This window comes from Streptomyces sp. NBC_01224 (genome assembly GCF_036002945.1).
GTDB lineage: Bacteria > Actinomycetota > Actinomycetes > Streptomycetales > Streptomycetaceae > Streptomyces.
The window spans coordinates 7,051,491-7,074,722 of the sequence record NZ_CP108529.1 but is presented as its reverse complement, the minus strand read 5'-3'; the positions used below and the strand labels follow the sequence as shown (position 1 = coordinate 7,074,722).

Annotated in this window: 19 protein-coding genes, 3 rRNA genes and 1 pseudogene; 8 read left to right on the top strand and 15 right to left on the bottom strand. The window is 66.4% G+C overall.

Features of this window, described 5'->3' with window-relative positions:
- Window positions 1-22 precede the first annotated feature (22 nt).
- On the top strand, window positions 23-370 hold the full coding sequence (locus tag OG609_RS31860) for an SCP2 sterol-binding domain-containing protein (RefSeq protein WP_327275994.1): 348 nt from the start codon (window positions 23-25) through the stop codon (window positions 368-370).
- Between the two features lie 58 nt (window positions 371-428).
- On the opposite strand, the gene OG609_RS31855 is transcribed toward OG609_RS31860, so the two are convergent.
- Together OG609_RS31855 and OG609_RS31850 are read right to left on the bottom strand one after the other, a co-directional pair.
- Entirely contained in the window at window positions 429-1,271 is an 843-nt protein-coding gene (locus OG609_RS31855; RefSeq protein WP_327275993.1) for an ABC transporter ATP-binding protein, read from the bottom strand.
- A 178-nt stretch (window positions 1,272-1,449) separates the two neighbouring features.
- On the bottom strand, window positions 1,450-2,478 hold the full coding sequence (locus tag OG609_RS31850) for an HAD hydrolase-like protein (protein WP_327275992.1): 1,029 nt from the start codon (window positions 2,476-2,478) through the stop codon (window positions 1,450-1,452).
- A 71-nt stretch (window positions 2,479-2,549) separates the two neighbouring features.
- Between OG609_RS31850 and OG609_RS31845 the strand changes: the two genes are divergently transcribed.
- Window positions 2,550-3,827: a DUF1015 domain-containing protein gene (locus tag OG609_RS31845; protein ID WP_327275991.1), complete on the top strand. Its 1,278-nt coding sequence runs from the start codon at window positions 2,550-2,552 to the stop codon at window positions 3,825-3,827.
- A 58-nt stretch (window positions 3,828-3,885) separates the two neighbouring features.
- Here the strand turns inward: OG609_RS31845 and OG609_RS31840 are convergent, their stop codons facing one another.
- From OG609_RS31840 to OG609_RS31815, 6 genes are all read right to left on the bottom strand, one after another.
- Window positions 3,886-4,617 (bottom strand): tetratricopeptide repeat protein, encoded by a 732-nt coding sequence (locus OG609_RS31840; protein WP_327275990.1) that lies wholly within the window; start codon window positions 4,615-4,617, stop codon window positions 3,886-3,888.
- Entirely contained in the window at window positions 4,617-5,864 is a 1,248-nt protein-coding gene (locus tag OG609_RS31835; protein WP_327275989.1) for a hypothetical protein, read from the bottom strand. Before OG609_RS31835 ends, OG609_RS31840 begins: the two co-directional genes overlap by 1 nt.
- Window positions 5,865-6,111: 247 nt before the next feature.
- Window positions 6,112-6,228: ribosomal RNA gene (gene rrf, locus OG609_RS31830) — 5S ribosomal RNA — on the bottom strand.
- 108 nt (window positions 6,229-6,336) lie between these two features.
- Window positions 6,337-9,461, bottom strand: a 23S ribosomal RNA gene (locus OG609_RS31825).
- 309 nt (window positions 9,462-9,770) lie between these two features.
- A 16S ribosomal RNA gene (locus OG609_RS31820) occupies window positions 9,771-11,296 on the bottom strand.
- The 16S, 23S and 5S rRNA genes sit together here, the layout of an rRNA operon.
- A 656-nt stretch (window positions 11,297-11,952) precedes the next feature.
- Window positions 11,953-12,594, bottom strand: a complete 642-nt coding sequence (locus tag OG609_RS31815; RefSeq protein WP_327275988.1) for a DNA-3-methyladenine glycosylase — start codon at window positions 12,592-12,594, stop codon at window positions 11,953-11,955.
- A 73-nt stretch (window positions 12,595-12,667) separates the two neighbouring features.
- Here OG609_RS31815 and OG609_RS31810 point away from each other — a divergent pair, with 73 nt between their 5' ends.
- The 3 genes from OG609_RS31810 to OG609_RS31800 all read left to right on the top strand — a co-directional run bounded on the left by OG609_RS31810 (window position 12,668) and on the right by OG609_RS31800 (window position 14,696).
- Window positions 12,668-13,450, top strand: coding sequence for a sporulation protein (locus tag OG609_RS31810; RefSeq protein WP_327275987.1), 783 nt, complete (start codon window positions 12,668-12,670; stop codon window positions 13,448-13,450).
- Window positions 13,451-13,502: 52 nt separating this feature from the next.
- Window positions 13,503-14,033 (top strand): YbhB/YbcL family Raf kinase inhibitor-like protein, encoded by a 531-nt coding sequence (locus OG609_RS31805; RefSeq protein ID WP_327275986.1) that lies wholly within the window; start codon window positions 13,503-13,505, stop codon window positions 14,031-14,033.
- A 156-nt stretch (window positions 14,034-14,189) separates the two neighbouring features.
- On the top strand, window positions 14,190-14,696 hold the full coding sequence (locus tag OG609_RS31800; protein ID WP_327275985.1) for an HNH endonuclease: 507 nt from the start codon (window positions 14,190-14,192) through the stop codon (window positions 14,694-14,696).
- 65 nt (window positions 14,697-14,761) lie between these two features.
- Here the strand turns inward: OG609_RS31800 and OG609_RS31795 are convergent, their stop codons facing one another.
- The 4 genes from OG609_RS31795 to OG609_RS31780 all read right to left on the bottom strand — a co-directional run bounded on the left by OG609_RS31795 (window position 14,762) and on the right by OG609_RS31780 (window position 17,984).
- Entirely contained in the window at window positions 14,762-15,529 is a 768-nt protein-coding gene (locus OG609_RS31795; RefSeq protein WP_327275984.1) for a sulfite exporter TauE/SafE family protein, read from the bottom strand.
- A 62-nt stretch (window positions 15,530-15,591) separates the two neighbouring features.
- Window positions 15,592-16,521: an SPFH domain-containing protein gene (locus OG609_RS31790; RefSeq protein WP_266745381.1), complete on the bottom strand. Its 930-nt coding sequence runs from the start codon at window positions 16,519-16,521 to the stop codon at window positions 15,592-15,594.
- 146 nt (window positions 16,522-16,667) lie between these two features.
- Window positions 16,668-17,096, bottom strand: a complete 429-nt coding sequence (locus OG609_RS31785; protein WP_327275983.1) for an NfeD family protein — start codon at window positions 17,094-17,096, stop codon at window positions 16,668-16,670.
- 90 nt (window positions 17,097-17,186) lie between these two features.
- On the bottom strand, window positions 17,187-17,984 hold the full coding sequence (locus OG609_RS31780; protein ID WP_114243799.1) for an ABC transporter ATP-binding protein: 798 nt from the start codon (window positions 17,982-17,984) through the stop codon (window positions 17,187-17,189).
- Window positions 17,985-18,127: 143 nt separating this feature from the next.
- Between OG609_RS31780 and OG609_RS31775 the strand changes: the two genes are divergently transcribed.
- Window positions 18,128-18,907: a hypothetical protein gene (locus OG609_RS31775; protein WP_327275982.1), complete on the top strand. Its 780-nt coding sequence runs from the start codon at window positions 18,128-18,130 to the stop codon at window positions 18,905-18,907.
- Window positions 18,908-19,055: 148 nt separating this feature from the next.
- Here OG609_RS31775 and OG609_RS31770 read toward each other — a convergent pair whose 3' ends face one another.
- The 3 genes from OG609_RS31770 to OG609_RS31760 all read right to left on the bottom strand — a co-directional run bounded on the left by OG609_RS31770 (window position 19,056) and on the right by OG609_RS31760 (window position 21,230).
- Window positions 19,056-19,304 carry a chaplin gene (locus OG609_RS31770; protein ID WP_327275981.1) on the bottom strand — a complete coding sequence of 83 codons (249 nt, stop codon included), beginning with the start codon at window positions 19,302-19,304 and terminating at the stop codon, window positions 19,056-19,058.
- Window positions 19,305-19,447: 143 nt separating this feature from the next.
- Window positions 19,448-20,092 (bottom strand): response regulator transcription factor, encoded by a 645-nt coding sequence (locus OG609_RS31765; protein ID WP_327275980.1) that lies wholly within the window; start codon window positions 20,090-20,092, stop codon window positions 19,448-19,450.
- Window positions 20,085-21,230, bottom strand: coding sequence for a GAF domain-containing sensor histidine kinase (locus tag OG609_RS31760; RefSeq protein ID WP_327275979.1), 1,146 nt, complete (start codon window positions 21,228-21,230; stop codon window positions 20,085-20,087). The genes OG609_RS31765 and OG609_RS31760 overlap by 8 nt, the downstream gene beginning before the upstream one ends.
- Window positions 21,231-21,398: 168 nt before the next feature.
- Here OG609_RS31760 and OG609_RS31755 point away from each other — a divergent pair.
- Window positions 21,399-21,811: pseudogene (locus OG609_RS31755) on the top strand (SDR family NAD(P)-dependent oxidoreductase); the annotation flags it as partial.
- Window positions 21,812-22,366: 555 nt separating this feature from the next.
- Entirely contained in the window at window positions 22,367-23,152 is a 786-nt protein-coding gene (locus OG609_RS31745; RefSeq protein ID WP_327275978.1) for a transglycosylase SLT domain-containing protein, read from the top strand.
- The last annotated feature ends 80 nt before the right edge of the window (window positions 23,153-23,232 follow it).

Genomic DNA, 23,232 nt, shown 5'->3' with positions numbered 1-23,232 from the left:
GGCTGCGGTACCGTCGGTCACGATGGCGACCATGGCGGAGTGCCGCAGCGCACTCGACAAACTTTCCGACAACCTCGCGAGGGCCGACGGCGACGTGCGCAGCGCGGCTGCCCTCGACCGCTCGCTGAGCTGTCACATCAAGGACCTCGACGTCACCTTCACCGGCCGGCTGGCCAATGGCCGGATCCAGGTCCTGGACACGGTCGACGGCCCGCCCGGGGAGAAGGCCGAGATCCGGCTCGCGATGACCGGCGACGATCTGGTGGCCATGGTGAACGGCGAAATCAACTTCGCCAGGGCATGGGGCGCGGGCCGGGTCCGCCTGGAGGCCGGCTTCCGCGACCTGCTGAGACTCAGGTCACTGCTGTAGCGGCGGGGCGGATCCGCTTTCCCGGCCGGTCCCGCCACTGAGGGCGGGCCCCGTTCGGTCAGCCTCCTGCCGACGCCCCGGCGGCCGCCCTGCCCTGCACGCCCACCGCGCCGCTCCGCTGCTTGCGCGCGGCCGGCACCACCAACGGCGTCCCGGTCTCCGGGTCGTCGATGACCTGGCAGCGCAGCCCGAAGACCCGCTCCACCAGCTCCGCGGTGACGACCTCGCCGGGTGTCCCCTCGGCGATCACCTCGCCTTCCCGCATCGCGATGAGGTGCGTGGCGTACCGCGCGGCATGATTCAGATCGTGCAGGACGGCCACCAGGGTGCGCCCCTGCGTCTCGTGCAGCTCCGCACAGAGATCGAGGACATCGATCTGGTGCTGGATGTCGAGGTACGTCGTCGGCTCGTCGAGCAGCAGCAGCGGCGTCTGCTGGGCGAGCGCCATGGCGATCCAGACACGCTGCCGCTGCCCACCGGACAATTCGTCGACATAGCGACCGGCAAGCGCATCGACTCCGGTAGCGGCCATCGATTCCTCGACAATGCGTTCGTCGTCCGGCGACCACTGGCGCAACAGCCCCTGGTGCGGATACCGACCGCGTCCGACGAGGTCGGCGACGGTGATGCCGTCCGGCGCGATGGAGGACTGCGGCAGCAGCCCAAGCGTCTTGGCGACCTTCTTGGCCGGCATTCCGTGGATCGTCTGCCCGTCCAGGAGTACCCGCCCGCTGTTCGGCTTCAGCATCCGCGAGAGCGCACGCAACAGGGTCGACTTCCCACAGGCGTTGGGGCCGACGATCACCGTGAACGAGTTGTCGGGGATCTCGACCGAGAGATTCTCCGCGATGACCCGCTGGTCGTAGCCGAGGGTCACCGAGTCCGCGGTGAGGCGCTGCATGGTCGTACTCCCGGAGTCGGAGGTGATCGGGTGCGCGGGGTCGCCCCTCGCCACGGGCAGAGGCCGCGGCCGAGGCCCGGTCGCCCGGCGGGTCGGCCATCCGGACGGTGGCACACCGGGCAGAACAAAGTTAGGTTAGCCTACCCTCCTTTTGGCTCGAATCGCCGGGAGTCTCCCTTCACAGCCCCAGCCTGGCGACCGCCTTCCCCGCGTCCAGCCCGCACGAGCCGTCTCCGGCGTACGACCACGCCGCCCCGCAGAGCGCCCGCAGCCCGTCGAGCACGTCCCCGTCCCCTTCGAGCACCAGGTCGCCACCGCGCACCGACGCCGTCCAGCCACCGCAGCCGAACCCGTCGCCCGCCCGCACCACCTCGGGCTGCCCTGTCAGCAGCCCCCGCAGATCCGCGTCCACGTACGTCGGCCGGTGCTTCGGCTCGGCGGCCACCAACTGCGCCGCGTCCGTCACCCCGGTGAGCACCAGCAGCGAGTCCACACCGCCGTTGAACGCCCCCTCGATGTCCGTGTCCAGCCGGTCCCCGACCACCAGCGGGCGCTCGGCCCCGGTCCGCAACACCGTCTCCCGGTGCATCGGAGGCAACGGCTTCCCGGCGACCTGCGGCTCGGCCCCGGTCGCGATCCGTACGACCTCCACCGCCGCACCGTTCCCCGGCGCGATCCCCCGTGCACTGGGAATCGTCAGATCCGTGTTGGACGCGAACCACGGCACCCCCCGCGCAATCGCGTACGCGGCCTCGGCGAACCGACCCCACGTCATGTCGGGGCCGCCGTACCCCTGCGCCACCGCGACCGGCTCGTCGTCAGCCGATTCCACCGGCACCAGACCGCGCTCCCGCAGCGCGACGTGCAGCCCCTCGCCACCCACCACCAGCACCCGCGCCCCGGTCGGCAGCTGATCGGCCATCAGCCTGGCCACCGCCTGCGCCGAGGTGATCACATCGGCGGGCTCGGCAGGAACCCCGAGTTCGGTCAGATGCTCGGCCACCGCGGCCGGGGGCCGCAGGGCATTGTTCGTCACATACGCCAGGTGCATCCCGCCGTCCCGCGCCGCTCCCAGCGACTCGACGGCGTGGACGATCGCATGACCGCCCGCGTACACCACCCCGTCGAGATCGAGCAGCGCCGTGTCGTACGCCTCGTTCAACGCGGTGCTGCTGCCGCTCGGCCTGGTCCTGCTCGCCTGACTCATTCTTTGCGCTCCTCATTCCATGCTTCTGTCCCGATCATCGCGCATCCCCGCCGCGCACATACCATGCAGAAATGAACACATCAGGTCCGGCCGGGCAGGGACTGCGTCTGATTCCGTTCCGTGGACTGCGATACGTCCCCGAGCGGGTCGGCAGTCTTGCCGCGGTGACGTCACCGCCGTACGACGTCGTCGTGCGCCCCGACGGGCTGCACCACCTGGAGTCGGCGGATCCGCACAACATCGTCCGGCTGATCCTGCCGCAGGCCGACTCGGCCGCGGCCCGCCACACACAGGCCGCCGAGACCCTGAACCGCTGGCTGGCCGAGGGCATACTCGCTCCCGATCCCGAGCCCGCACTGTACGTCTACGAGCAGAGCAACACCGAGATCCTGCAACGCGGCATCGTCGGCGCGCTGGCGCTCTCCTCCCCCGCCGACGGCATCGTGCTGCCGCACGAGGACGTGATGGCCCATGTCGTCGAGGACCGGGCCAACCTGATGCGCACCACCGCGGCCCATCTCGAACCGCTACTGCTCACCTACCGCAGCGAAGGCCACCCGACCGGTGCGTCCGCCGTCATCGAACGGACCATCCACCGGCCGCCGCTTCTCTCCACCACCACCGAGGACGGCTACAGCCACCGGCTCTGGGCGGTCACCCGCCCGGCCGACCGGGCCGAGATCGAGACCGATCTCGCCCACCACCAGGCCCTGATCGCCGACGGCCACCACCGCTGGGCCACCTACCTCCGCCTCCAGCAGGAGCACACAGCTCCAGGCCCCTGGGACTTCGGCCTGGTCCTCCTCGTCGACACGGCCCGCTACCCGCTCCGGGTCCGCGCCATCCACCGACTGCTGCACCGCTTCCCGGTCGCCGACGCGCTCGCCGCGCTGAACGGCCTCTTCCGCATCCGCGACATCGAGGGCCCGCTCCCCCGGGCCCTGGACGCACTCGCCGAGGCGGCCGCCGAAGGCAACGCATTCCTGCTCGCGGGCGACGGCGGCTTCCACCTCATCGACCGTCCCGACGCCGGTCTGCTGTCCCGTACGATTCCGGCCGACCGTCCGACCGCCTGGCAGACCCTCGACGCGACGGTCCTGCACGCGGCTCTGCTCGACCACGTCTGGCAGATTCCCGACGCCCCGGAGCACATCGCGTACATACACGACACCGCGGCCGTCGTCGAACAGGCCGAACGTCACAATGCCACGGCGGTCCTGATGCATCCGGTACGTGAGGAAGTCGTCCGGGATCTCGCCCGACAAGGCGTCACCATGCCCCGCAAGTCGACTTCCTTCGGTCCCAAGCCGGCCACCGGCCTGGTCCTGCGAAGCCTCACCCTCGACTGACCCCCACAGCAACAAAAAAGGGCGGCACCCCTTGCGGGGTGCCGCCCTTTCTCATGCCTTACGACTCGGACGTACCGTCCTCGTCCTTGCTGCCCTTGTCCTTGCCGTCGCTCTTGTCGTCATCCGCAGCGTCGGCCGGCGTCTGAGCGGCGTCGTCCTCGTCCTCGTCCTCACCGAGGGCATCGACGAACTCGACACCGTCCAGCTCGGCAAGCCGGTCCGAGGCATCGGTGGCGCCGTCCTTGTCGGCCTCCAGCGCCTTCCCGAACCACTCACGCGCCTCGTCCTCGCGTCCCGCCGCCAGCAGCGCGTCCGCGTACGCATAGCGCAGCCGCGGAGTCCACGGGTGTACCGCGTTCGAGGCGAGCTCGGAGCTCTGCAGCGTGACGATGGCGGCATCGATCTGCCCCATGTCCCTACGGGCCCCGGCAGCCACCAGACGCATCTCGACCTGACCGGCCTTGTCCAGCTTCTGCACCTCGGGCTCGCCGGCCATGGCCATCGCCCGCTCGGGCCGCCCGAGTCCGCGCTCGCAGTCGGCCATGACAGGCCACAGCTCCACGGAACCGGTCATCCGCTTGGCCGCCCGGAACTCCGCCAGCGCCTCCGAGTACTTCTGCGTCGCGTACGCGGCGAACCCGGCCGCCTCACGCACGGCAGCAACCCGCGAGGCCAGCCGCAACGCGATCCGCGAGTACGCGTACGCCTGCTCAGGGTCCTCGTCGATCAGCCGGGCCACCATCACAAGGTTCCTGGCTACATCCTCGGCCAGGGTCTTCGGCAGGCTCATCAGCTCCTGCCGCACGTCCTTGTCGATCTCGTCACCAGTGACGTCGTCAGGAATCGGAAGCCGCTTGATGGGCTCACGGTCCCGGTCGTCACGCCGCTCGAACCCACCACGGTCGTCACGCCCGCGGTAACCACCCCGTCCGCCACGGTCGTCCCGCTGCCCGCGGTCGTCCCGCTGCCCGCGGTAACCCCCGCCTCGGCTGTCGTCGCGGCGGAAACCGCCGCCGGAGCCGCCACCGCGGCTGTCGTCGCGCCGGTAGCCGCCACCACGGCTGTCGTCGTCACGGCGGGGGCCACGCGGCCGGTCGTCACGCCGCTCGAACCCACCCGCAGGACGCCCACCACGGTCGTCATCACGCCGCGGACCACGGTGGCCACCGCGGTCATCCTCCCGACGCGGACCACGGTCACGATCCCGGTCACGGTCGTCACGACGGAACCCACCACCGGAACCACCCCGGCTGTCATCACGACGGAACCCACCCGGACGGTCATCCCGCCGGTCGTCCCGACGGAAACCGCCGCCGGAGCCACCACCGCGATTGTCGTCGCGACGCGGCGCACGATCCCGGTCGCGGTCGTCGCGGCGGAAACCGCCGCCGCTTCCACCGGTGGGCCGGCTGTCGTCACGCCGCTCGAACCCACCCGCAGGACGCCCACCACGGTCGTCATCACGCCGCGGACCACGGTGGCCACCGCGGTCATCCTCCCGACGCGGACCACGGTCACGATCCCGGTCACGGTCGTCACGACGGAACCCACCACCGGAACCACCCCGGCTGTCATCACGACGGAACCCACCCGGACGGTCATCCCGCCGGTCGTCCCGACGGAAACCGCCGCCGGAGCCACCACCGCGGCTGTCGTCCCGACGGTAGCCGCCACCACGGCTGTCGTCGTCACGGCGGGGGCCACGCGGCCGGTCGTCACGCCGCTCGAACCCACCCGCAGGACGCCCACCACGGTCGTCATCACGCCGCGGACCACGGTGGCCACCGCGGTCATCCTCCCGACGCGGACCACGGTCACGATCCCGGTCACGGTCGTCACGACGGAACCCACCACCGGAACCACCCCGGCTGTCATCACGACGGAACCCACCCGGACGGTCATCCCGCCGGTCGTCCCGACGGAAACCGCCGCCGGAGCCACCACCGCGATTGTCGTCGCGACGCGGCGCACGATCCCGGTCGCGGTCGTCGCGGCGGAAACCGCCGCCGCTTCCACCGGTGGGCCGGCTGTCGTCACGCCGGTAGCCGCCACGGTCGTTGTCCCGGCGCGGTCCGCCCGAGCTGAAGCCGCCTCGGTCACCACCGTCCCGGCGACGCGGCTCGCGCTCCGAACGATCGTCGGGAGAGTTGGGGGACATCGGTGTGACTCCTGTCATCGGTACTACAAGACATTCTCGCGCAGCCGGACACCCGACGCGCTTCGGCAAAACAAAAAGACCCTCGGTCCCAGCATGAACGCTGGGACCAAGGGTCCTTGAAAGATTGTTCGGCGGCGTCCTACTCTCCCACAGGGTCCCCCCTGCAGTACCATCGGCGCTGAAAGGCTTAGCTTCCGGGTTCGGAATGTAACCGGGCGTTTCCCTAACGCAATGACCACCGAAACCCTATCGGGTTCTAGCGAACAAGCACACTTTTCAATTAAGTAGTGAAGCTGTTCAACCGGTGCGACTGTTCGCAACCCGGGAACAACACAGTGGACGCGAGCAACTGAGGACAAGCCCTCGGCCTATTAGTACCAGTCAGCTCCACCCGTTACCGGGCTTCCACATCTGGCCTATCAACCCAGTCGTCTACTGGGAGCCTTAACCAATCAAGTTGGTGGGAATACTCATCTCGAAGCAGGCTTCCCGCTTAGATGCTTTCAGCGGTTATCCTTTCCGAACGTAGCCAACCAGCCATGCCCTTGGCAGGACAACTGGCACACCAGAGGTTCGTCCGTCCCGGTCCTCTCGTACTAGGGACAGCCCTTCTCAATATTCCTACGCGCACAGCGGATAGGGACCGAACTGTCTCACGACGTTCTAAACCCAGCTCGCGTACCGCTTTAATGGGCGAACAGCCCAACCCTTGGGACCGACTCCAGCCCCAGGATGCGACGAGCCGACATCGAGGTGCCAAACCATCCCGTCGATATGGACTCTTGGGGAAGATCAGCCTGTTATCCCCGGGGTACCTTTTATCCGTTGAGCGACAGCGCTTCCACAAGCCACTGCCGGATCACTAGTCCCGACTTTCGTCCCTGCTCGACCCGTCGGTCTCACAGTCAAGCTCCCTTGTGCACTTACACTCAACACCTGATTGCCAACCAGGCTGAGGGAACCTTTGGGCGCCTCCGTTACTCTTTAGGAGGCAACCGCCCCAGTTAAACTACCCATCAGACACTGTCCCTGATCCGGATCACGGACCCAGGTTAGACATCCAGCACGACCAGAGTGGTATTTCAACGGCGACTCCACAACCACTGGCGTGGCTGCTTCAAAGTCTCCCACCTATCCTACACAAGCCGAACCGAACACCAATATCAAACTGTAGTAAAGGTCCCGGGGTCTTTCCGTCCTGCTGCGCGAAACGAGCATCTTTACTCGTAGTGCAATTTCACCGGGCCTATGGTTGAGACAGTCGAGAAGTCGTTACGCCATTCGTGCAGGTCGGAACTTACCCGACAAGGAATTTCGCTACCTTAGGATGGTTATAGTTACCACCGCCGTTTACTGGCGCTTAAGTTCTCAGCTTCGCCGACCCGAAAGTCAGCTAACCGGTCCCCTTAACGTTCCAGCACCGGGCAGGCGTCAGTCCGTATACATCGCCTTACGGCTTCGCACGGACCTGTGTTTTTAGTAAACAGTCGCTTCTCGCTGGTCTCTGCGGCCACCCCCAGCTCACCGAGCAAATCGGATCACCAGTGATGGCCCCCCTTCTCCCGAAGTTACGGGGGCATTTTGCCGAGTTCCTTAACCATAGTTCACCCGAACGCCTCGGTATTCTCTACCTGACCACCTGAGTCGGTTTAGGGTACGGGCCGCCATGAAACTCGCTAGAGGCTTTTCTCGACAGCATAGGATCATCCACTTCACCACAATCGGCTCGGCATCAGGTCTCAGCCTTAACGTGTGACGGATTTACCTACCACACGGCCTACACCCTTACCCCGGGACTACCACCGCCCGGGCTGGACTACCTTCCTGCGTCACCCCATCGCTTACCTAGTACAAGTCTGGTTCGTCGGCTCCACCACTACCCTCAACTCCGAAGAGATCGGGCCGGCTTCACGGACTTAGCATCGCCTGATTCAATATTGGGCGTTTCAAAGCGGGTACCGGAATATCAACCGGTTGTCCATCGACTACGCCTGTCGGCCTCGCCTTAGGTCCCGACTTACCCTGGGCAGATCAGCTTGACCCAGGAACCCTTAGTCAATCGGCGCACACGTTTCTCACGTGTGTATCGCTACTCATGCCTGCATTCTCACTCGTGAACCGTCCACAACTCGCTTCCGCGGCTGCTTCACCCGGCACACGACGCTCCCCTACCCATCCACACAGGCGTTAGCCCTTAATGTATGAATGACACGACTTCGGCGGTACGCTTGAGCCCCGCTACATTGTCGGCGCGGAATCACTTGACCAGTGAGCTATTACGCACTCTTTCAAGGGTGGCTGCTTCTAAGCCAACCTCCTGGTTGTCTCTGCGACTCCACATCCTTTCCCACTTAGCGTACGCTTAGGGGCCTTAGTCGATGCTCTGGGCTGTTTCCCTCTCGACCATGGAGCTTATCCCCCACAGTCTCACTGCCGTGCTCTCACTTACCGGCATTCGGAGTTTGGCTAAGGTCAGTAACCCGGTAGGGCCCATCGCCTATCCAGTGCTCTACCTCCGGCAAGAAACACACGACGCTGCACCTAAATGCATTTCGGGGAGAACCAGCTATCACGGAGTTTGATTGGCCTTTCACCCCTAACCACAGGTCATCCCCCAGGTTTTCAACCCTGGTGGGTTCGGTCCTCCACGAAGTCTTACCTCCGCTTCAACCTGCCCATGGCTAGATCACTCCGCTTCGGGTCTTGAGCGTGCTACTGAAACGCCCTATTCGGACTCGCTTTCGCTACGGCTTCCCCACACGGGTTAACCTCGCAACACACCGCAAACTCGCAGGCTCATTCTTCAAAAGGCACGCAGTCACGACTGTTGCTCCGAAGAACAACAGCGACGCTCCCACGGCTTGTAGGCACACGGTTTCAGGTACTATTTCACTCCGCTCCCGCGGTACTTTTCACCATTCCCTCACGGTACTATCCGCTATCGGTCACCAGGGAATATTTAGGCTTAGCGGGTGGTCCCGCCAGATTCACACGGGATTTCTCGGGCCCCGTGCTACTTGGGTGTCTCTCAAACGAGCCGTTAATGTTTCAGCTACGGGGGTCTTACCCTCTACGCCGGACCTTTCGCATGTCCTTCGCCTACATCAACGGTTTCTGACTCGTCTCACAGCCGGCAGACCGTGAAAGAGAGATCCCACAACCCCGCATGCGCAACCCCTGCCGGGTATCACACGCATACGGTTTGGCCTCATCCAGTTTCGCTCGCCACTACTCCCGGAATCACGGTTGTTTTCTCTTCCTGAGGGTACTGAGATGTTTCACTTCCCCTCGTTCCCTCCACACTGCCTATGTGTTCAGCAGCGGGTGACAGCCCATGACGACTGCCGGGTTTCCCCATTCGGACACCCCCGGATCAAAGCTCGGTTGACAGCTCCCCGGGGCCTATCGTGGCCTCCCACGTCCTTCATCGGTTCCTGGTGCCAAGGCATCCACCGTGCGCCCTTAAAAACTTGGCCACAGATGCTCGCGTCCACTGTGCAGTTCTCAAGCAACGACCAGTCACCCGTCACACACCGCACAAGCGATGCTTCACCGGGACCGGCGTTTGAAGGCAACCTTGCGGCCATACCTTCAGACACCCAACAGCGCGCCCAGTACCCGAAATTCATCCGGTTCGTTTTCCACGCTCCGAGGAGCAGTACTTACGACCCGGTTGAACCACCAGGTACTGAATAGTCAACGTTCCACCCATGAGCAACCACCGCCGAACATTTGCCGACGTAGTGGCCTCTGACCGAGCAAGCCCGGTAAGAAGTGCTCCTTAGAAAGGAGGTGATCCAGCCGCACCTTCCGGTACGGCTACCTTGTTACGACTTCGTCCCAATCGCCAGTCCCACCTTCGACAGCTCCCTCTCACAAGGGGTTGGGCCACCGGCTTCGGGTGTTACCGACTTTCGTGACGTGACGGGCGGTGTGTACAAGGCCCGGGAACGTATTCACCGCAGCAATGCTGATCTGCGATTACTAGCAACTCCGACTTCATGGGGTCGAGTTGCAGACCCCAATCCGAACTGAGACCGGCTTTTTGAGATTCGCTCCGCCTCGCGGCATCGCAGCTCATTGTACCGGCCATTGTAGCACGTGTGCAGCCCAAGACATAAGGGGCATGATGACTTGACGTCGTCCCCACCTTCCTCCGAGTTGACCCCGGCAGTCTCCTGTGAGTCCCCATCACCCCGAAGGGCATGCTGGCAACACAGAACAAGGGTTGCGCTCGTTGCGGGACTTAACCCAACATCTCACGACACGAGCTGACGACAGCCATGCACCACCTGTACACCGACCACAAGGGGGGCACCATCTCTGATGCTTTCCGGTGTATGTCAAGCCTTGGTAAGGTTCTTCGCGTTGCGTCGAATTAAGCCACATGCTCCGCTGCTTGTGCGGGCCCCCGTCAATTCCTTTGAGTTTTAGCCTTGCGGCCGTACTCCCCAGGCGGGGAACTTAATGCGTTAGCTGCGGCACCGACGACGTGGAATGTCGCCAACACCTAGTTCCCAACGTTTACGGCGTGGACTACCAGGGTATCTAATCCTGTTCGCTCCCCACGCTTTCGCTCCTCAGCGTCAGTAATGGCCCAGAGATCCGCCTTCGCCACCGGTGTTCCTCCTGATATCTGCGCATTTCACCGCTACACCAGGAATTCCGATCTCCCCTACCACACTCTAGCCTGCCCGTATCGACTGCAGACCCGGGGTTAAGCCCCGGGCTTTCACAACCGACGCAACAAGCCGCCTACGAGCTCTTTACGCCCAATAATTCCGGACAACGCTTGCGCCCTACGTATTACCGCGGCTGCTGGCACGTAGTTAGCCGGCGCTTCTTCTGCAGGTACCGTCACTTTCGCTTCTTCCCTGCTGAAAGAGGTTTACAACCCGAAGGCCGTCATCCCTCACGCGGCGTCGCTGCATCAGGCTTTCGCCCATTGTGCAATATTCCCCACTGCTGCCTCCCGTAGGAGTCTGGGCCGTGTCTCAGTCCCAGTGTGGCCGGTCGCCCTCTCAGGCCGGCTACCCGTCGTCGCCTTGGTAGGCCATCACCCCACCAACAAGCTGATAGGCCGCGGGCTCATCCTTCACCGCCGGAGCTTTCAACCCCGTCCCATGCGGGACAGAGTGTTATCCGGTATTAGACCCCGTTTCCAGGGCTTGTCCCAGAGTGAAGGGCAGATTGCCCACGTGTTACTCACCCGTTCGCCACTAATCCACCCCGAAGGGCTTCATCGTTCGACTTGCATGTGTTAAGCACGCCGCCAGCGTTCGTCCTGAGCCAGGATCAAACTCTCCGTGAATGTTTTCCCGTAATCGGGACACACATCACGAGAGCGGAACGATCAGCCGGAATAAGACCGATCGTTCACAGCGTCCTCGCTGTGTAAATTGCCCACCGGAACCGTGAGGCCCGGCAGGACTTTCAAAGGAACCACCAACCTGCCGAAACAGGCCGGGGTATCAACATATCTGGCGTTGACTTTTGGCACGCTGTTGAGTTCTCAAGGAACGGGCGCTTCCTTTGTACTCACCCTCTCGGGCTTTCCTCCGGGCTTTTCCCTTCGGTCTTGCGTCTCCGACTCTACCAGACTCTTTCGTGTCCGATTCCCGGTCGAAACGGGGCTGCTTTCCAGTTCTTCGCTTTCGCGTTTCCCTTTCCGGCGTTTCCAACCTTACCAGATTCCTTTTCGTTCCGTTTCCGGTCCGAATTTGAATTCCGGTGGCCTTTGGAGTGGCCTTTGCCTTTCGGCACGTCCACTACATTAACCGATTTCCTTGGCGACTCATAATCGAGTCGATGAGGTCGAATTGCGGCATACCGAATTCGCACCCGTCAGGGTGATTCGTAGGTAGTGGTTGGCCGCTTCCGGATGCTCGGGGCGGTCCGATGGACCGTACCGACAGCAGTACCCGTTTCAAGCGGCTCGGGCTACATTAGGCGGCCCCCAAGGGCGAGTCAAGTTGCACGGCGGCGTGGCACATGGGCTCTGTAGGGGCTCACCGTGGGGTCTCCGTCGATCCAGAAGCGCCACGGGTGTGCGGCACCGTCGCCGCCCACTCCGGTGCGCGGACCGTTGCGTACCTGGTCGCGGGGTGGTGGGGTGCCGTGCAGTACGGACAGCGGGGCGCCGGGGTGGGCGATGGCGTCGGTGCCGTTCAGTGCGCGGTCGACATCGAGAGCGGTGGCCAGTCGGGCCGGGCCTTTGGCCAGTTCCTTGTCATTACGGGCCGAGATTCGACGTTTGCGGGTGAGGTCGGCGCCGACCTGGATGTCGCCGGCGCGGAGCAGGACACCGCTGGCCTTACCCTCCGGGCCGCACACCAGGTTGAGGCAGTGCCACATGCCGTACGTGAAGTAGACGTACGCGTGGCCGGGTGGTCCGTACATGACGCTGTTGCGTGGGGTGCGGCCTCTGAACGCATGCGATCCGGGGTCGATCTCGCCGGCGTAGGCCTCCACCTCGGTGAGGCGGAGTTCGATGGGGCCGTAGGGGGTGGTGCGCACCAGAGTCCGGCCCAGGAGATCGGGTGCCACGTCCAGTACGGGGCGGTCGAAGAAGTCGCGTGTCAGTGGCGTACGGTCCAAGCCCTCGATCATGGCGTTCGAGGTTACCGGGAACCGACCACGGTCGTGGCGCGTATGTAGGGGTCAGGACCAAGGAGGAGTAAACATGGGCTTCAAGCGGCTGCTCGCGAGCATGGGTGCCGGTGGTGCTTCGGTGGAGACCGAGCTGACCGAACTCAATGTCGTACCCGGTGGGGTCGTCCAGGGCGAGGTGCGGATCCAGGGCGGATCCGTGGATCAGCAGATCGAGGGGCTCTCCGTCGGTCTGCAGGCCCGGGTCGAGGTCGAGGGCCAGGACACGGAGATGAAGCAGGACATCGAGTTCACCAAGCTTCGGCTCGGTGGCGCGTTCGAGGTGCGGGCCGGTGCCGTGCACGTCGTACCGTTCGGGCTCGAAATTCCATGGGAGACGCCGATCACGATGTTCGCCGGTCAGCATCTGCACGGCATGAACATCGGCGTGACCACGGAGCTGGAGATCGCGCGGGCGCTGGACTCGGGCGACCTGGACCCGATCAATGTGCACCCGCTCCCGGCCCAGCAGGCCATTCTCGACGCCTTCGGGCAGCTCGGCTTCGGCTTCCGCAGTGCGGACATGGAGCGCGGCCACATTCGCGGTACGCGCCAGCGGCTGCCGTTCTACCAGGAGATCGAGTTCTTCCCGCCGCAGCAGTACCGCGGGCTGAACCAGGTGGAGCTGACGTTCGTCGCGGACGACCGCGAGATGGACGTCGTCCTGGAGATGGACAAGAAGCCGGGGCTCTTCAGCGAGGGCAGCGACTCGTACCGCGCGTTCAAGGTCGGACTGAACGACTTCCAGGGGACCGACTGGGCGGCTTACCTCAATCAGTGGCTCGCCCAGGTCGGCGGTCAGCGCAACTGGCTCTAGGGTCGGTGGGAGACCTGCTGACAGCAGGAGAGCGATCAGGAGAGGTGCTGACGTGACCGAGCCGAAGAGGGCGCCGCTGCCGCACGACTTCCATCCCGAGGTGCCGTCGTTCACGGTGGTGAGCGAGGATCTCGCGCCCGGGGCTGTGCTGGCGGATGCCCAGGTGTTCGCGGCCGGGAACACCTCGCCGCAGCTGCGGTGGGAGGGATTCCCGGATCGGACCAAGAGCTTCGCCGTGACCTGCTTCGATCCCGATGCTCCTACGGGCAGCGGATTCTGGCACTGGGTGCTCTTCGACGTCCCGGCATCGGTCACGGAGCTGCCGGCCGGTGCGGGCAGCGGGAAGTTCGAGGGCCTGCCGGCCGGTGCCGTACAGGTCCGTAACGACTACGGGTCGAAGGACTTCGGCGGTGCCGCGCCGCCGGCCGGTGAGAACCACCGCTATGTCTTCACCGTGTACGCGGTGGACAGCGAGAAGCTGGGTGTCGACAGCGATGTGTCGCCCGCGGTCGTCGGATTCAATCTGCGGTTCCACACGCTGGGCCGTGCTCAGCTGATCGGTGAGTACACGGGTCCCGCCTAGTACCCGGTGATCCGAGAGTTCCCCTGCTGTTTGCCCTGCCCTGGTCCTGGAGAGACCAGGGCAGGGCATTTTTTATTGCGTTGTCCATCCCGGCCTGCCCAGCCAGAGTTGATCCGGGCCTGCCAGGGGGCGGGCGGCACACGGGAGGTGGGCGAGATGCGGGACACGCTGGTACTGAACGCGAGCTTCGAGCCGCTGTCGACGGTGACGCTGAACCGCGCGGTGGTGCTGATTCTGCAGGACAAGGCTGTCGTCGAACAGTCGCACCCCGATCTCCGTATGCGTGGCGCCGCCGTGGACATTCCGGTGCCCCGGGTGATCAGGCTCTGCCGGTACGTACGGGTGCCGTTCCGAAGACAGGCTCCATGGTCCAGAAGGGGCGTGCTGATACGGGACCAGCACCGGTGCGCATACTGCGGGCGGCGGGCGAGCACCGTCGACCATGTGGTGCCGCGTGCCCAGGGCGGTCAGGACACCTGGCTGAACACGGTGGCGTCCTGCGCCGAGGACAATCACCGCAAGGCGGCCCGGACGCCGGAGCAGGCTGGGATGCCGTTGCTGCGGCAGCCGTTCGTACCGTCTCCGGCGGAGGCGATGCTGCTGGCTCTGGGGGCCGGTGAGCGGTCGGAGCTGCCGGAGTGGCTGGACCGCACCGCGGCGTAGTCGGCGTGCGTACGCATGTTGTCGTACGGGATGCCCGTCTCTTTGCGGAGGTGGGCATCCGTGTATCAGCGGAGCAGCAGCTGGACGATGGCGACCGTGCCGACCGCGACGACGAGTATGCGCAGGACGGTGGGGCTGAGGCGGCGGCCGATCTTGGCGCCGATCTGGCCGCCGAGTGCGGAGCCGACCGCGATCAGTACGACGGCCGTCCAGTCGAAGTCCGCGACGAAGAGGAAGAAGAGCGCGGCGATGCTGTTGACGACGGCGGCCAGGACGTTCTTGACGGCATTGAGACGCTGCATCGTGTCGTCGAGCAGCATGCCCATCAGGGAGAGGTAGATGATCCCCTGGGCGGCGGTGAAGTAGCCGCCGTAGACGCTGGCGAGCATCAGTCCGACGAAGAGGAGCGGGCCGCCGTCGGGAAGGGCGGGGGTGCCGGTGTGTTCGCGTCGGCGCTGGACCGCTTTGCTGATGCGTGGTTGCAGGATGACCAGGACGAGGGCCAGGGCCACCAGGATCGGCACGATCGTCTCGAAGGCCGTGGAGGGCAGGGCCAGCAGCAGGGTGGCCCCGGTGAGGCCGCCGATCAGGGCGCCGATGGCGAGCTTGAGGACGCGACGGCCCTGTCCTGCGAGTTCCTCGCGGTAGCCGATGGCCCCGCTGATGGAACCGGGGATCAGACCGAGGGCGTTGGAGACGGTGGCCGTGACCGGGGGCAGGCCGGTGGCGAGCAGCACCGGGAAGGTGATCAGCGTTCCCGATCCGACGATCGTGTTGATCGTGCCGGCGCTGATGCCCGCGACGAAGACGGCGAGCATCTCCCAGGTGGTCATGGTGAATCCCCCGTGCATGATCGGTGCTTGGTGCACTGATCATGCACGGGGGCGTGTACGCGTCAGTCGACCGGGGGCTGCTCTCGGCGTTCCTTGCCGGTGTCGAATCCGGGGACGCCGTTGCCGAGGTTGCCGAAGGCCCCGCTGAGGCCCTTGAGGGCGTCCCCGATCTCGCTGGGCACGATCCAGAGCTTGTTGGCGTCGCCCTCGGCGATCTTCGGGAGCATCTGGAGGTACTGGTACGACAGGAGCTTCTGGTCCGGGTCGCCCGCATGGATGGACTCGAAGACCGTACGAATGGCCTGGGCCTCGCCCTCGGCGCGCAGGGCAGAGGCCTTGGCCTCACCTTCGGCGCGCAGGATCGCGGACTGCTTCTCGCCCTCGGCGGTGAGGATCGCGGACTGCCGGGTTCCTTCGGCCTGGAGGATCGCGGCGCGCTTGTCGCGGTCGGCGCGCATCTGCTTCTCCATCGAGTCCTGGATGGAGGTGGGCGGTTCGATCGCCTTGAGCTCGACGCGGTTGACGCGGATGCCCCACTTGCCGGTCGCCTCGTCGAGGACTCCGCGGAGGGCGGCGTTGATCTCCTCACGGGAGGTCAGGGTCCGCTCCAGGTCCATGCCACCGATGATGTTGCGAAGGGTGGTGACGGTGAGCTGTTCGATCGCCTGGATGTAGCTGGCGACTTCGTAGGTCGCGGCCCTTGCGTCGGTCACCTGGTAGTAGATGACGGTGTCGATGTTGACGACCAGGTTGTCCTGGGTGATCACCGGCTGGGGCGGGAACGGCACGACCTGTTCACGGAGGTCGATGCGGTTCCTGATGGAGTCGATGAATGGAACGACGATGTTCAGGCCTGCGTTGAGCGTGCGGGTGTAGCGGCCGAAGCGCTCCACGATGGCGGCGCTGGCCTGCGGGATGACCTGGATCGTCTTGATCAGGGCGATGAAGACGAGCACCACCAGAATGATCAGGACGATGATGATCGGTTGCATCGTGTTCCTCGTTGCCCTTCGGTTGCCGACGGATCGCGCTGATCGAGGTCGAGATCGCGGGAGGGGCCGTATGCCTCGACGGCCCCGATCTCATGATGATCGACATCGAGTCTGACAGAACGCGCTCTGCTGTGTGGGTGGTTCGGTCACATGACGACTGCCGTAGCTCCGTCGATGTCGACGACATCGACCTGTTGGCCCGGATCGAAGCTCTGCCCCTCGTCCAGTGCGCGGGCGGACCAGATCTCTCCGGCCAGCTTGATCCGGCCGCCACTGCCGTCGACCCGTTCCAGGACGAGGGCCTGACGGCCTTTCAGCGCATCGATGCCGGTGGCGAGTTGGGGCCGGTCGGCACGGTGTCTGGCGGCGATCGGGCGGACCACGGCGATGAGGGCCACAGAGACCGTGACGAATACCAGCACTTGGGCCACGATGCCGCCGCCGAGTGCCGCGACAACCGCCGCGACGACCGCTCCGACGGCGAACATGCCGAACTCGGGCATCGCGGTCAGGACGAGCGGGATGCCCAGTCCCACCGCGCCGATCAGCCACCACACCCACGCGTCGATGTCCACGTGGTCATGGTAGGACTGCGGGTGCCCTCGCGGACAGGGCGCGGGCGGGCGACTGCGGTGTTGTGTCCGCAGAGCGTCGTCCAGCTGCGGCTACGAGAGCGGCAGTCCGTGGGCCGTGTAGCGGTCGCCGGTGTGCTCGACGACGAGCGGCAGGCCGAAGCAGAGGGAGAGGTTGCGGGAGCTGAGCTCGGTCTCCATGGGGCCCGCGGCAAGCACCTTGCCCTGGCGGATCATCAGGACGTGGGTGAAGCCGGGGGCGATCTCCTCGACATGGTGGGTGACCATGATCATGGAGGGGGCATACGGGTCGCGCGCCAGTCGGCCGAGGCGGCGGACCAGGTCCTCGCGGCCCCCGAGGTCGAGACCCGCGGCGGGCTCGTCGAGGAGCAGCAGCTCGGGGTCGGTCATCATGGCGCGGGCGATCAGGGTGCGCTTGCGCTCGCCCTCGGACAGGGTGCCGAACTTGCGGTCGAGGTACTCGGTCATACCGAGCCGGTCGAGGAAGGCGCGGGCGCGCTCCTCGTCGACCGCCTCGTAGTTCTCGTGCCAGGTGGCGGTCATGCCGTAGGCGGCGGTGAGCACCGTCTGCAGAACGGTCTGGCGCCTGGGCAGCTTCTCGGCCATGGCGATGCCCGCGATACCGATGCGGGGGCGGAGTTCGAAGACATCGGTGCCGACGCCGCCGAGCTGCTCACCGAGGATCTTGGCGGTGCCGGTGCTCGGGAAGAGGTAGCTGGACGCGATGTTGAGGAGGGTGGTCTTGCCGGCGCCGTTCGGGCCGAGGATGACCCAGCGCTCCCCCTCCTTGACCTGCCAGGAGACGTCGTCCACCAGAGCGCGTCCGTCGCGGACCACGGATACGTCCACCAGCTCCAGTACATCGCTCATGGCGCGTTGTCTCCCCATGCAGTGTCGAGATCGTCGCGTGCCTGTGGGCACAGCTCCCAGGGAAATCTACGCCACCGCAGGAGAGCTCCCGGCGCTGGGCCCGTGTGAGGACAGGCCCCGGGTCCGTTCCCTAGGCTGTTCCCATGCTTTCGGAACCACGCTCAGGGCTGCTGGCCGCTTGGGGCAACGCACTGCTGGCCGGATTTGTGTCGCCGGACGACGCGGCGCTCGCCATTGTCGGGGAGGACGCGGTGCATCGCGTCGAGGGACTGCCGGGTGAGACGGGGCCTGTCGGGCTCACGCTGGCGCTCGGGCGGTTGCGGAGTCTGGGGGTGACCGGTTTCCGGGTCGCGCTGCCGGCGCCCGGGCATCCACTGGGGTTGAGCGGGCCGCCTGACTTCAATGCGCGGGCGTTGGATGCCGAGGAGGCGGTGGTCGCGTTCGGTGCGCCGTACGGGCTGGTTCCCGAGGTGCGTGAGGTGGGCCCGGACGGGGATCTGCACGTCGAGGTGGTGTGGCGTTGTCTGCCGGTACGGGAGGCGCCGCCGGCCGATGTGCCGTCGCTGGGTGAGGCGGAGCGGGAGCTCGCCGAGGCGTTGCGGGATGCGACAGCGGTGCTGTCGCGGTTGGACGTGGCTGGTTCCGGGCCGGTGGCGGAGGCGGCGGTGGATGCGTACCGGGCACGGACGGAGCGAGGGCGCGAGGTGCTGGCTCCGGGGTATCCGCCGCGGGCGGTGCGGGTACTGGAGCTGGCGCAGCGGGTCGGGCTACTGATCTCCGTGGCGTACGAGAACGGGCACGGCGGGGCGGTGAGCGCGTCGGAGATCGCGGCTCGGCAGGAGGCGCTGAGGCCGGTGGAGCGGGTGGCCCGGCGGGCGCAGGTTGCCGCGTACAACGCGTATGTGGAGGAGCGGGAGCGATAGGCCTGGGCGAGGTGCCTTGTTGCCCGGAGCCGTCCGGGAGCCGTTTCGCCCTCGATCGCCGGACGGGCTCGAGTGTGCCGGAGTGGGTTTCGGATGTCGCCGGGCGGGCTCGATGCGCCCGGCCGGCGACACAGGACCGTGAGGTCGGTCAGCCGTTCAGGCCGAAGTTGCCGAAGGCCGGGTTGAGCAGGCCGATCACGTTGACGGTGTTGCCGACCGCGTTCACCGGAATGTGCACCGGGGCCTGGACGACGTTGCCGCTGACCACGCCCGGGGAGTGGGTCGCGGCGCCGTGGGCGCCGGCGCCGTGGCCGGTGGCGGAGGCCGCGCCGGCACCGGCGGCGATCATTCCACCGGCGATCATGGTGACGGCGGCGGCCTTCTTCAGGTTCTTCACTTCAGGATCCTCCTAGCGTGACTGCGGCAAGCCGCCGCAGCACCCTGAAGAACGCCTCGGGGTCGAACAGGTTGCGCCGTCCGGGTGACATACACCCGACAGTATGAATCTCGGTCCGGGGGAAACAGTCTGCTTCGGTGTCGTCAGCCCGCCGCCCCGTGCCGGACGGCCCAGAGGGCCGCCTGGGTCCGGTCCGAGAGATCCAGCTTCATCAGAATGTTCGAGACGTGTGTCTTGACTGTCTTCTCGGAGAGGACCAGTGCCCGCGCGATCTCGCGGTTGGACCGGCCGTCGGCGATCAGGCCCAGCACCTCCCGCTCCCGTTCGGTGAGGGTGCTTCCCCGGCCCGTACCGCCGCCCGCGTCGTCCTGGGCGAGCAGGGCTCCCGCGACCTCCGGCTGGAGCAGGACGTGGCCCGCGTACACCGAGCGGATGGCGCCGGCCAGGGCGTCCGGGTCGACGTCCTTGTATACGTAACCGGAGGCTCCGGCTCGCAGGGCGGGGACCACGGTGCGCTGCTCGGTGAAGCTGGTGACGATGAGGACCTTGGCCGGGTTCTCCAGCTCGCGGAGCTTGCGCAGGGCCTCGATCCCGTCGGTGCCGGGCATCTTGATGTCCATCAGGACGACGTCGGGGCGGAGCTCCTCGGTCCTGGCCACTCCCTCGGCACCGTCGGACGCCTCGCCGACCACTTCTATATCGTCCTGGATCTCCAGAAATGTACGCAGACCGCGGCGGACCACCTGGTGGTCGTCGACCAGCAGCACCCTGATGATCTTGTCAGCCACCGGGCACCTCCATCTCGATCGTGGTGCCCTTGCCGGGCGCCGATTCAACGGTGAGCCTTCCGCCGACACCGCTTGCGCGGTCCCGCATCGACACCAGGCCCAGGTGGCGGCCTGCCTGCCGGGTCGCCGTGGGTTCGAAGCCACTGCCGTCGTCGGTGATCCGCAGCAGCGTGCCGCTGCCGTGCCGGGCCAGGGTGACGTCGACGTGCTCGGCGCCCGAGTGGCGCAGTGCGTTGTGCAGGGCCTCCTGGGAGACCCGGAGCAGCGCTTCTTCCTGGGCGGCGGGCAGGGCCCGTACGCCCAGGCTCTCGAAGGTGACCCGGGCCGCGTGGGCACGGTCCAGGACCTGGATCTGGGTACGGAGTGTCGCAATGAGGCCGTCCTCGTCGAGCGCGGCCGGGCGAAGTTCGACGACGGCGGCGCGCAGCTCTTCCACGGCTTCCGCGGCGAGCGCGGCGACCTGGTGGAGCTCGCCCTTGGCGCGGGCCGGGTCGCGGTCCACCAGGGCGGTGGCGGCCTGGGCCGTAAGCCGCAGCGAGAACAGCTTCTGGCTGACCGCGTCGTGCAGCTCATGGGCGAGCCGGGAGCGCTCCTCGGCGATGGTGAGCTCGCGACTGCGTTCGTACAGCCGGGCGTTGGTGAGGGCGATCGCCGCATGCTGCGCGAGGATCGACAGCAGTTCCTCGTCCTCGGCGGTGAAGCCGCAACTGCCCTCGGGTTTGGGGCAGTGCTTGTTGGCGAGGAAGAGCGCGCCAATGATCTCGTCGCCGTCCCTGATGGGCAGGCCGAGGAAGTCGGACATGTCGGGGTGGGCGGCGGGCCAGCCCTCGAAGCGGGGATCCTTGCGGACGTCGGCAAGTCGCTCGGGCTTCGCCTCGTGGAGCATCGCAGCGAGGATGCCGTGCTGCCGGGGCAGGGGACCGATGGCCTTCCACTGCTCGTCGCTGACGCCGTCGACGACGAACTGGGCGAAGCCGCCGTGGTCGTCGGGGACGCCCAGGGCGGCGTACTCGGCATCCAGCAGCCGGCGGGCCGAGGCGACGATCGTCTTCAGGACATCACGCACTTCGAGATGCCGGCTCATGGCGAGCAGCGCGGCACTCACCGCTGCGAGGCCCGACTGTGGGCGATGACTCATGGCCTCACCGTACCGGCGGGGCGCGGACGCCGTATCGGCCTGTGGACGGTGCCGATCGGGACGCAGGGACTAGGTCCCGTCCAGGTCCTGTCGGCCTGGGCCGAAGTGCCTTGTGGTGGTGCGGCTCTTGGACGAGGCGCGGTGTGGGACGGCGTTTCTGCGTCGGGGGTGCCGAGGTTCATCGGGCTGGGGCGCGCGCTGGGGGCCGAACTCCCGCAGCGGGGCTGGGATCCGGTGCTGGATGCCAGGTCGTCGGCGGTGGTGGCGGCGCGGACCGTGAAGGAGTTGGGTGACCGGTACGGGACGCAGGTGGTCGGCCTTGCCGGGGATGTCATGGACGCCGGGGACCGAGCGGGGCCGGCGGCGGCCGCCCGGGGGCTCGGCAGGCTCCATCTGCTGGTGAGCAATGCGAGCGCGCTGGGCGCCGAGCCTCTCGTGCGGTCGACGGGCTGCCGTTGGACGGGCTGCGGCAGGCACTGGAGACCAATGTGGTGGCGGCGCTCGGTCTGGTGCAGGAGACCCTGCCGGTGCTGTGGGCCTCGGCGGCGGGCACGGTCGTGGTGGTGAGTGCGGACGCGAGCACGTCGCCGACGCCGGTCGCCGCGGCGAACGGGCGGGTGAGTGGTGCCCGGGTGGTGGTGCGCTTCTCCACACGGTGGGCGGTGGACGGCCTGCTGACCGGGCTGCACGAGCCTGAGGCCTCGTATCTGCTGATGCCGGCGGCGGTCGCGGGGCGGGATGCCCTGGCGTACGGATGCGCCCGGCGCTGCGCCATCGGCACCTCCGGCATGAGTCCGGGGACGTCCATCTACTGCCACCAGAGCCGGAGCCTCACACTCCGAATTGCCGAAGCAACGGTTGGTCAGTTTGTTACACGGTCGATGTGAGGCCGGGCATAGGACCCACGTCACTTACGAAGCCGGCTAGTGGATACATAAGCGTCACATCAGCGGGCATGAGCGCGGACCGTCACGTTCGAGCGCGGCCGTGATCCACTATCCGGGGTCGTACGTCACACCTTTGCCACCGGATTTTGCTGGCGCTAAGAATTGCACTCGTCCCCGACGGAGATGCGAAAACACTGCTTCCCGTCTTCGTCCTCCGTGAGGACTCCCGCGATTCGTTAGAGGTCCTGTATGTCCGTGTCCAGCATCCCCGGCCGCCGTCGTCGACTGAACAAGACGCAGAAGCTCTCCGTTGCGGGTATCTCCGCCATCGCTCTCGCATCGCTCTCGTTCTCGCTCGTCCCCGCCAACGCCGAAGGCAAGCCCGAGGCGCAGACCCCCGCGTCCGCCGCCCCCGTGGTCCTGGCATCGGTCGCCGGTACTCCGCAGGTCAAGGCCGTGCAGGCCAGCATCATCGAGCAGCACTCCACCGCCGAGCAGCTGGTGAAGGCCGCCGACCTGGCCAGGGCCAAGAAGGCCGCCGCCGTCAAGGCGAAGGCCGAGGCCGCCGCGAAGGCCAAGGCCGCCGCCGCTGCCGAGGCCAAGGCCCGCGCCGAGGCGAAGGCCGAGGCCGCCGCCCGGGTGAAGGCCAAGGCCGCCGCCGAGCGCACCGGGACGCAGGCCGCCAGCCGCTCCGAGGCCCGTACCCCGGTCTACGCCAACAACCTGGACGGCTGGATCAGCCAGGCCCTGGCCATCATGAGGACCCACGGCATCCCCGGCTCGTACGACGGTCTGCACCGCAACATCATGCGGGAGTCCACCGGCAACCCGAACGCTGTCAACGGCTGGGACATCAACGCCCAGAACGGCACCCCGTCCTGCGGCCTGCTGCAGGTCATCCAGCCGACGTTCAACGCGTACCACGTCCCCGGCACCTCGACGAACATCTACGACCCGGTCGCCAACATCACCGCCGCGGCCAACTACGCCGCCGACCGTTACGGCTCGATCGACAACGTCAACAGCGCGTACTGATCGACTCCGGACGTCCTCGGACGACATACGCATACGCCGAAGGGCGGCACCCCGCGTGGGGTGCCGCCCTTCGGCGTTGC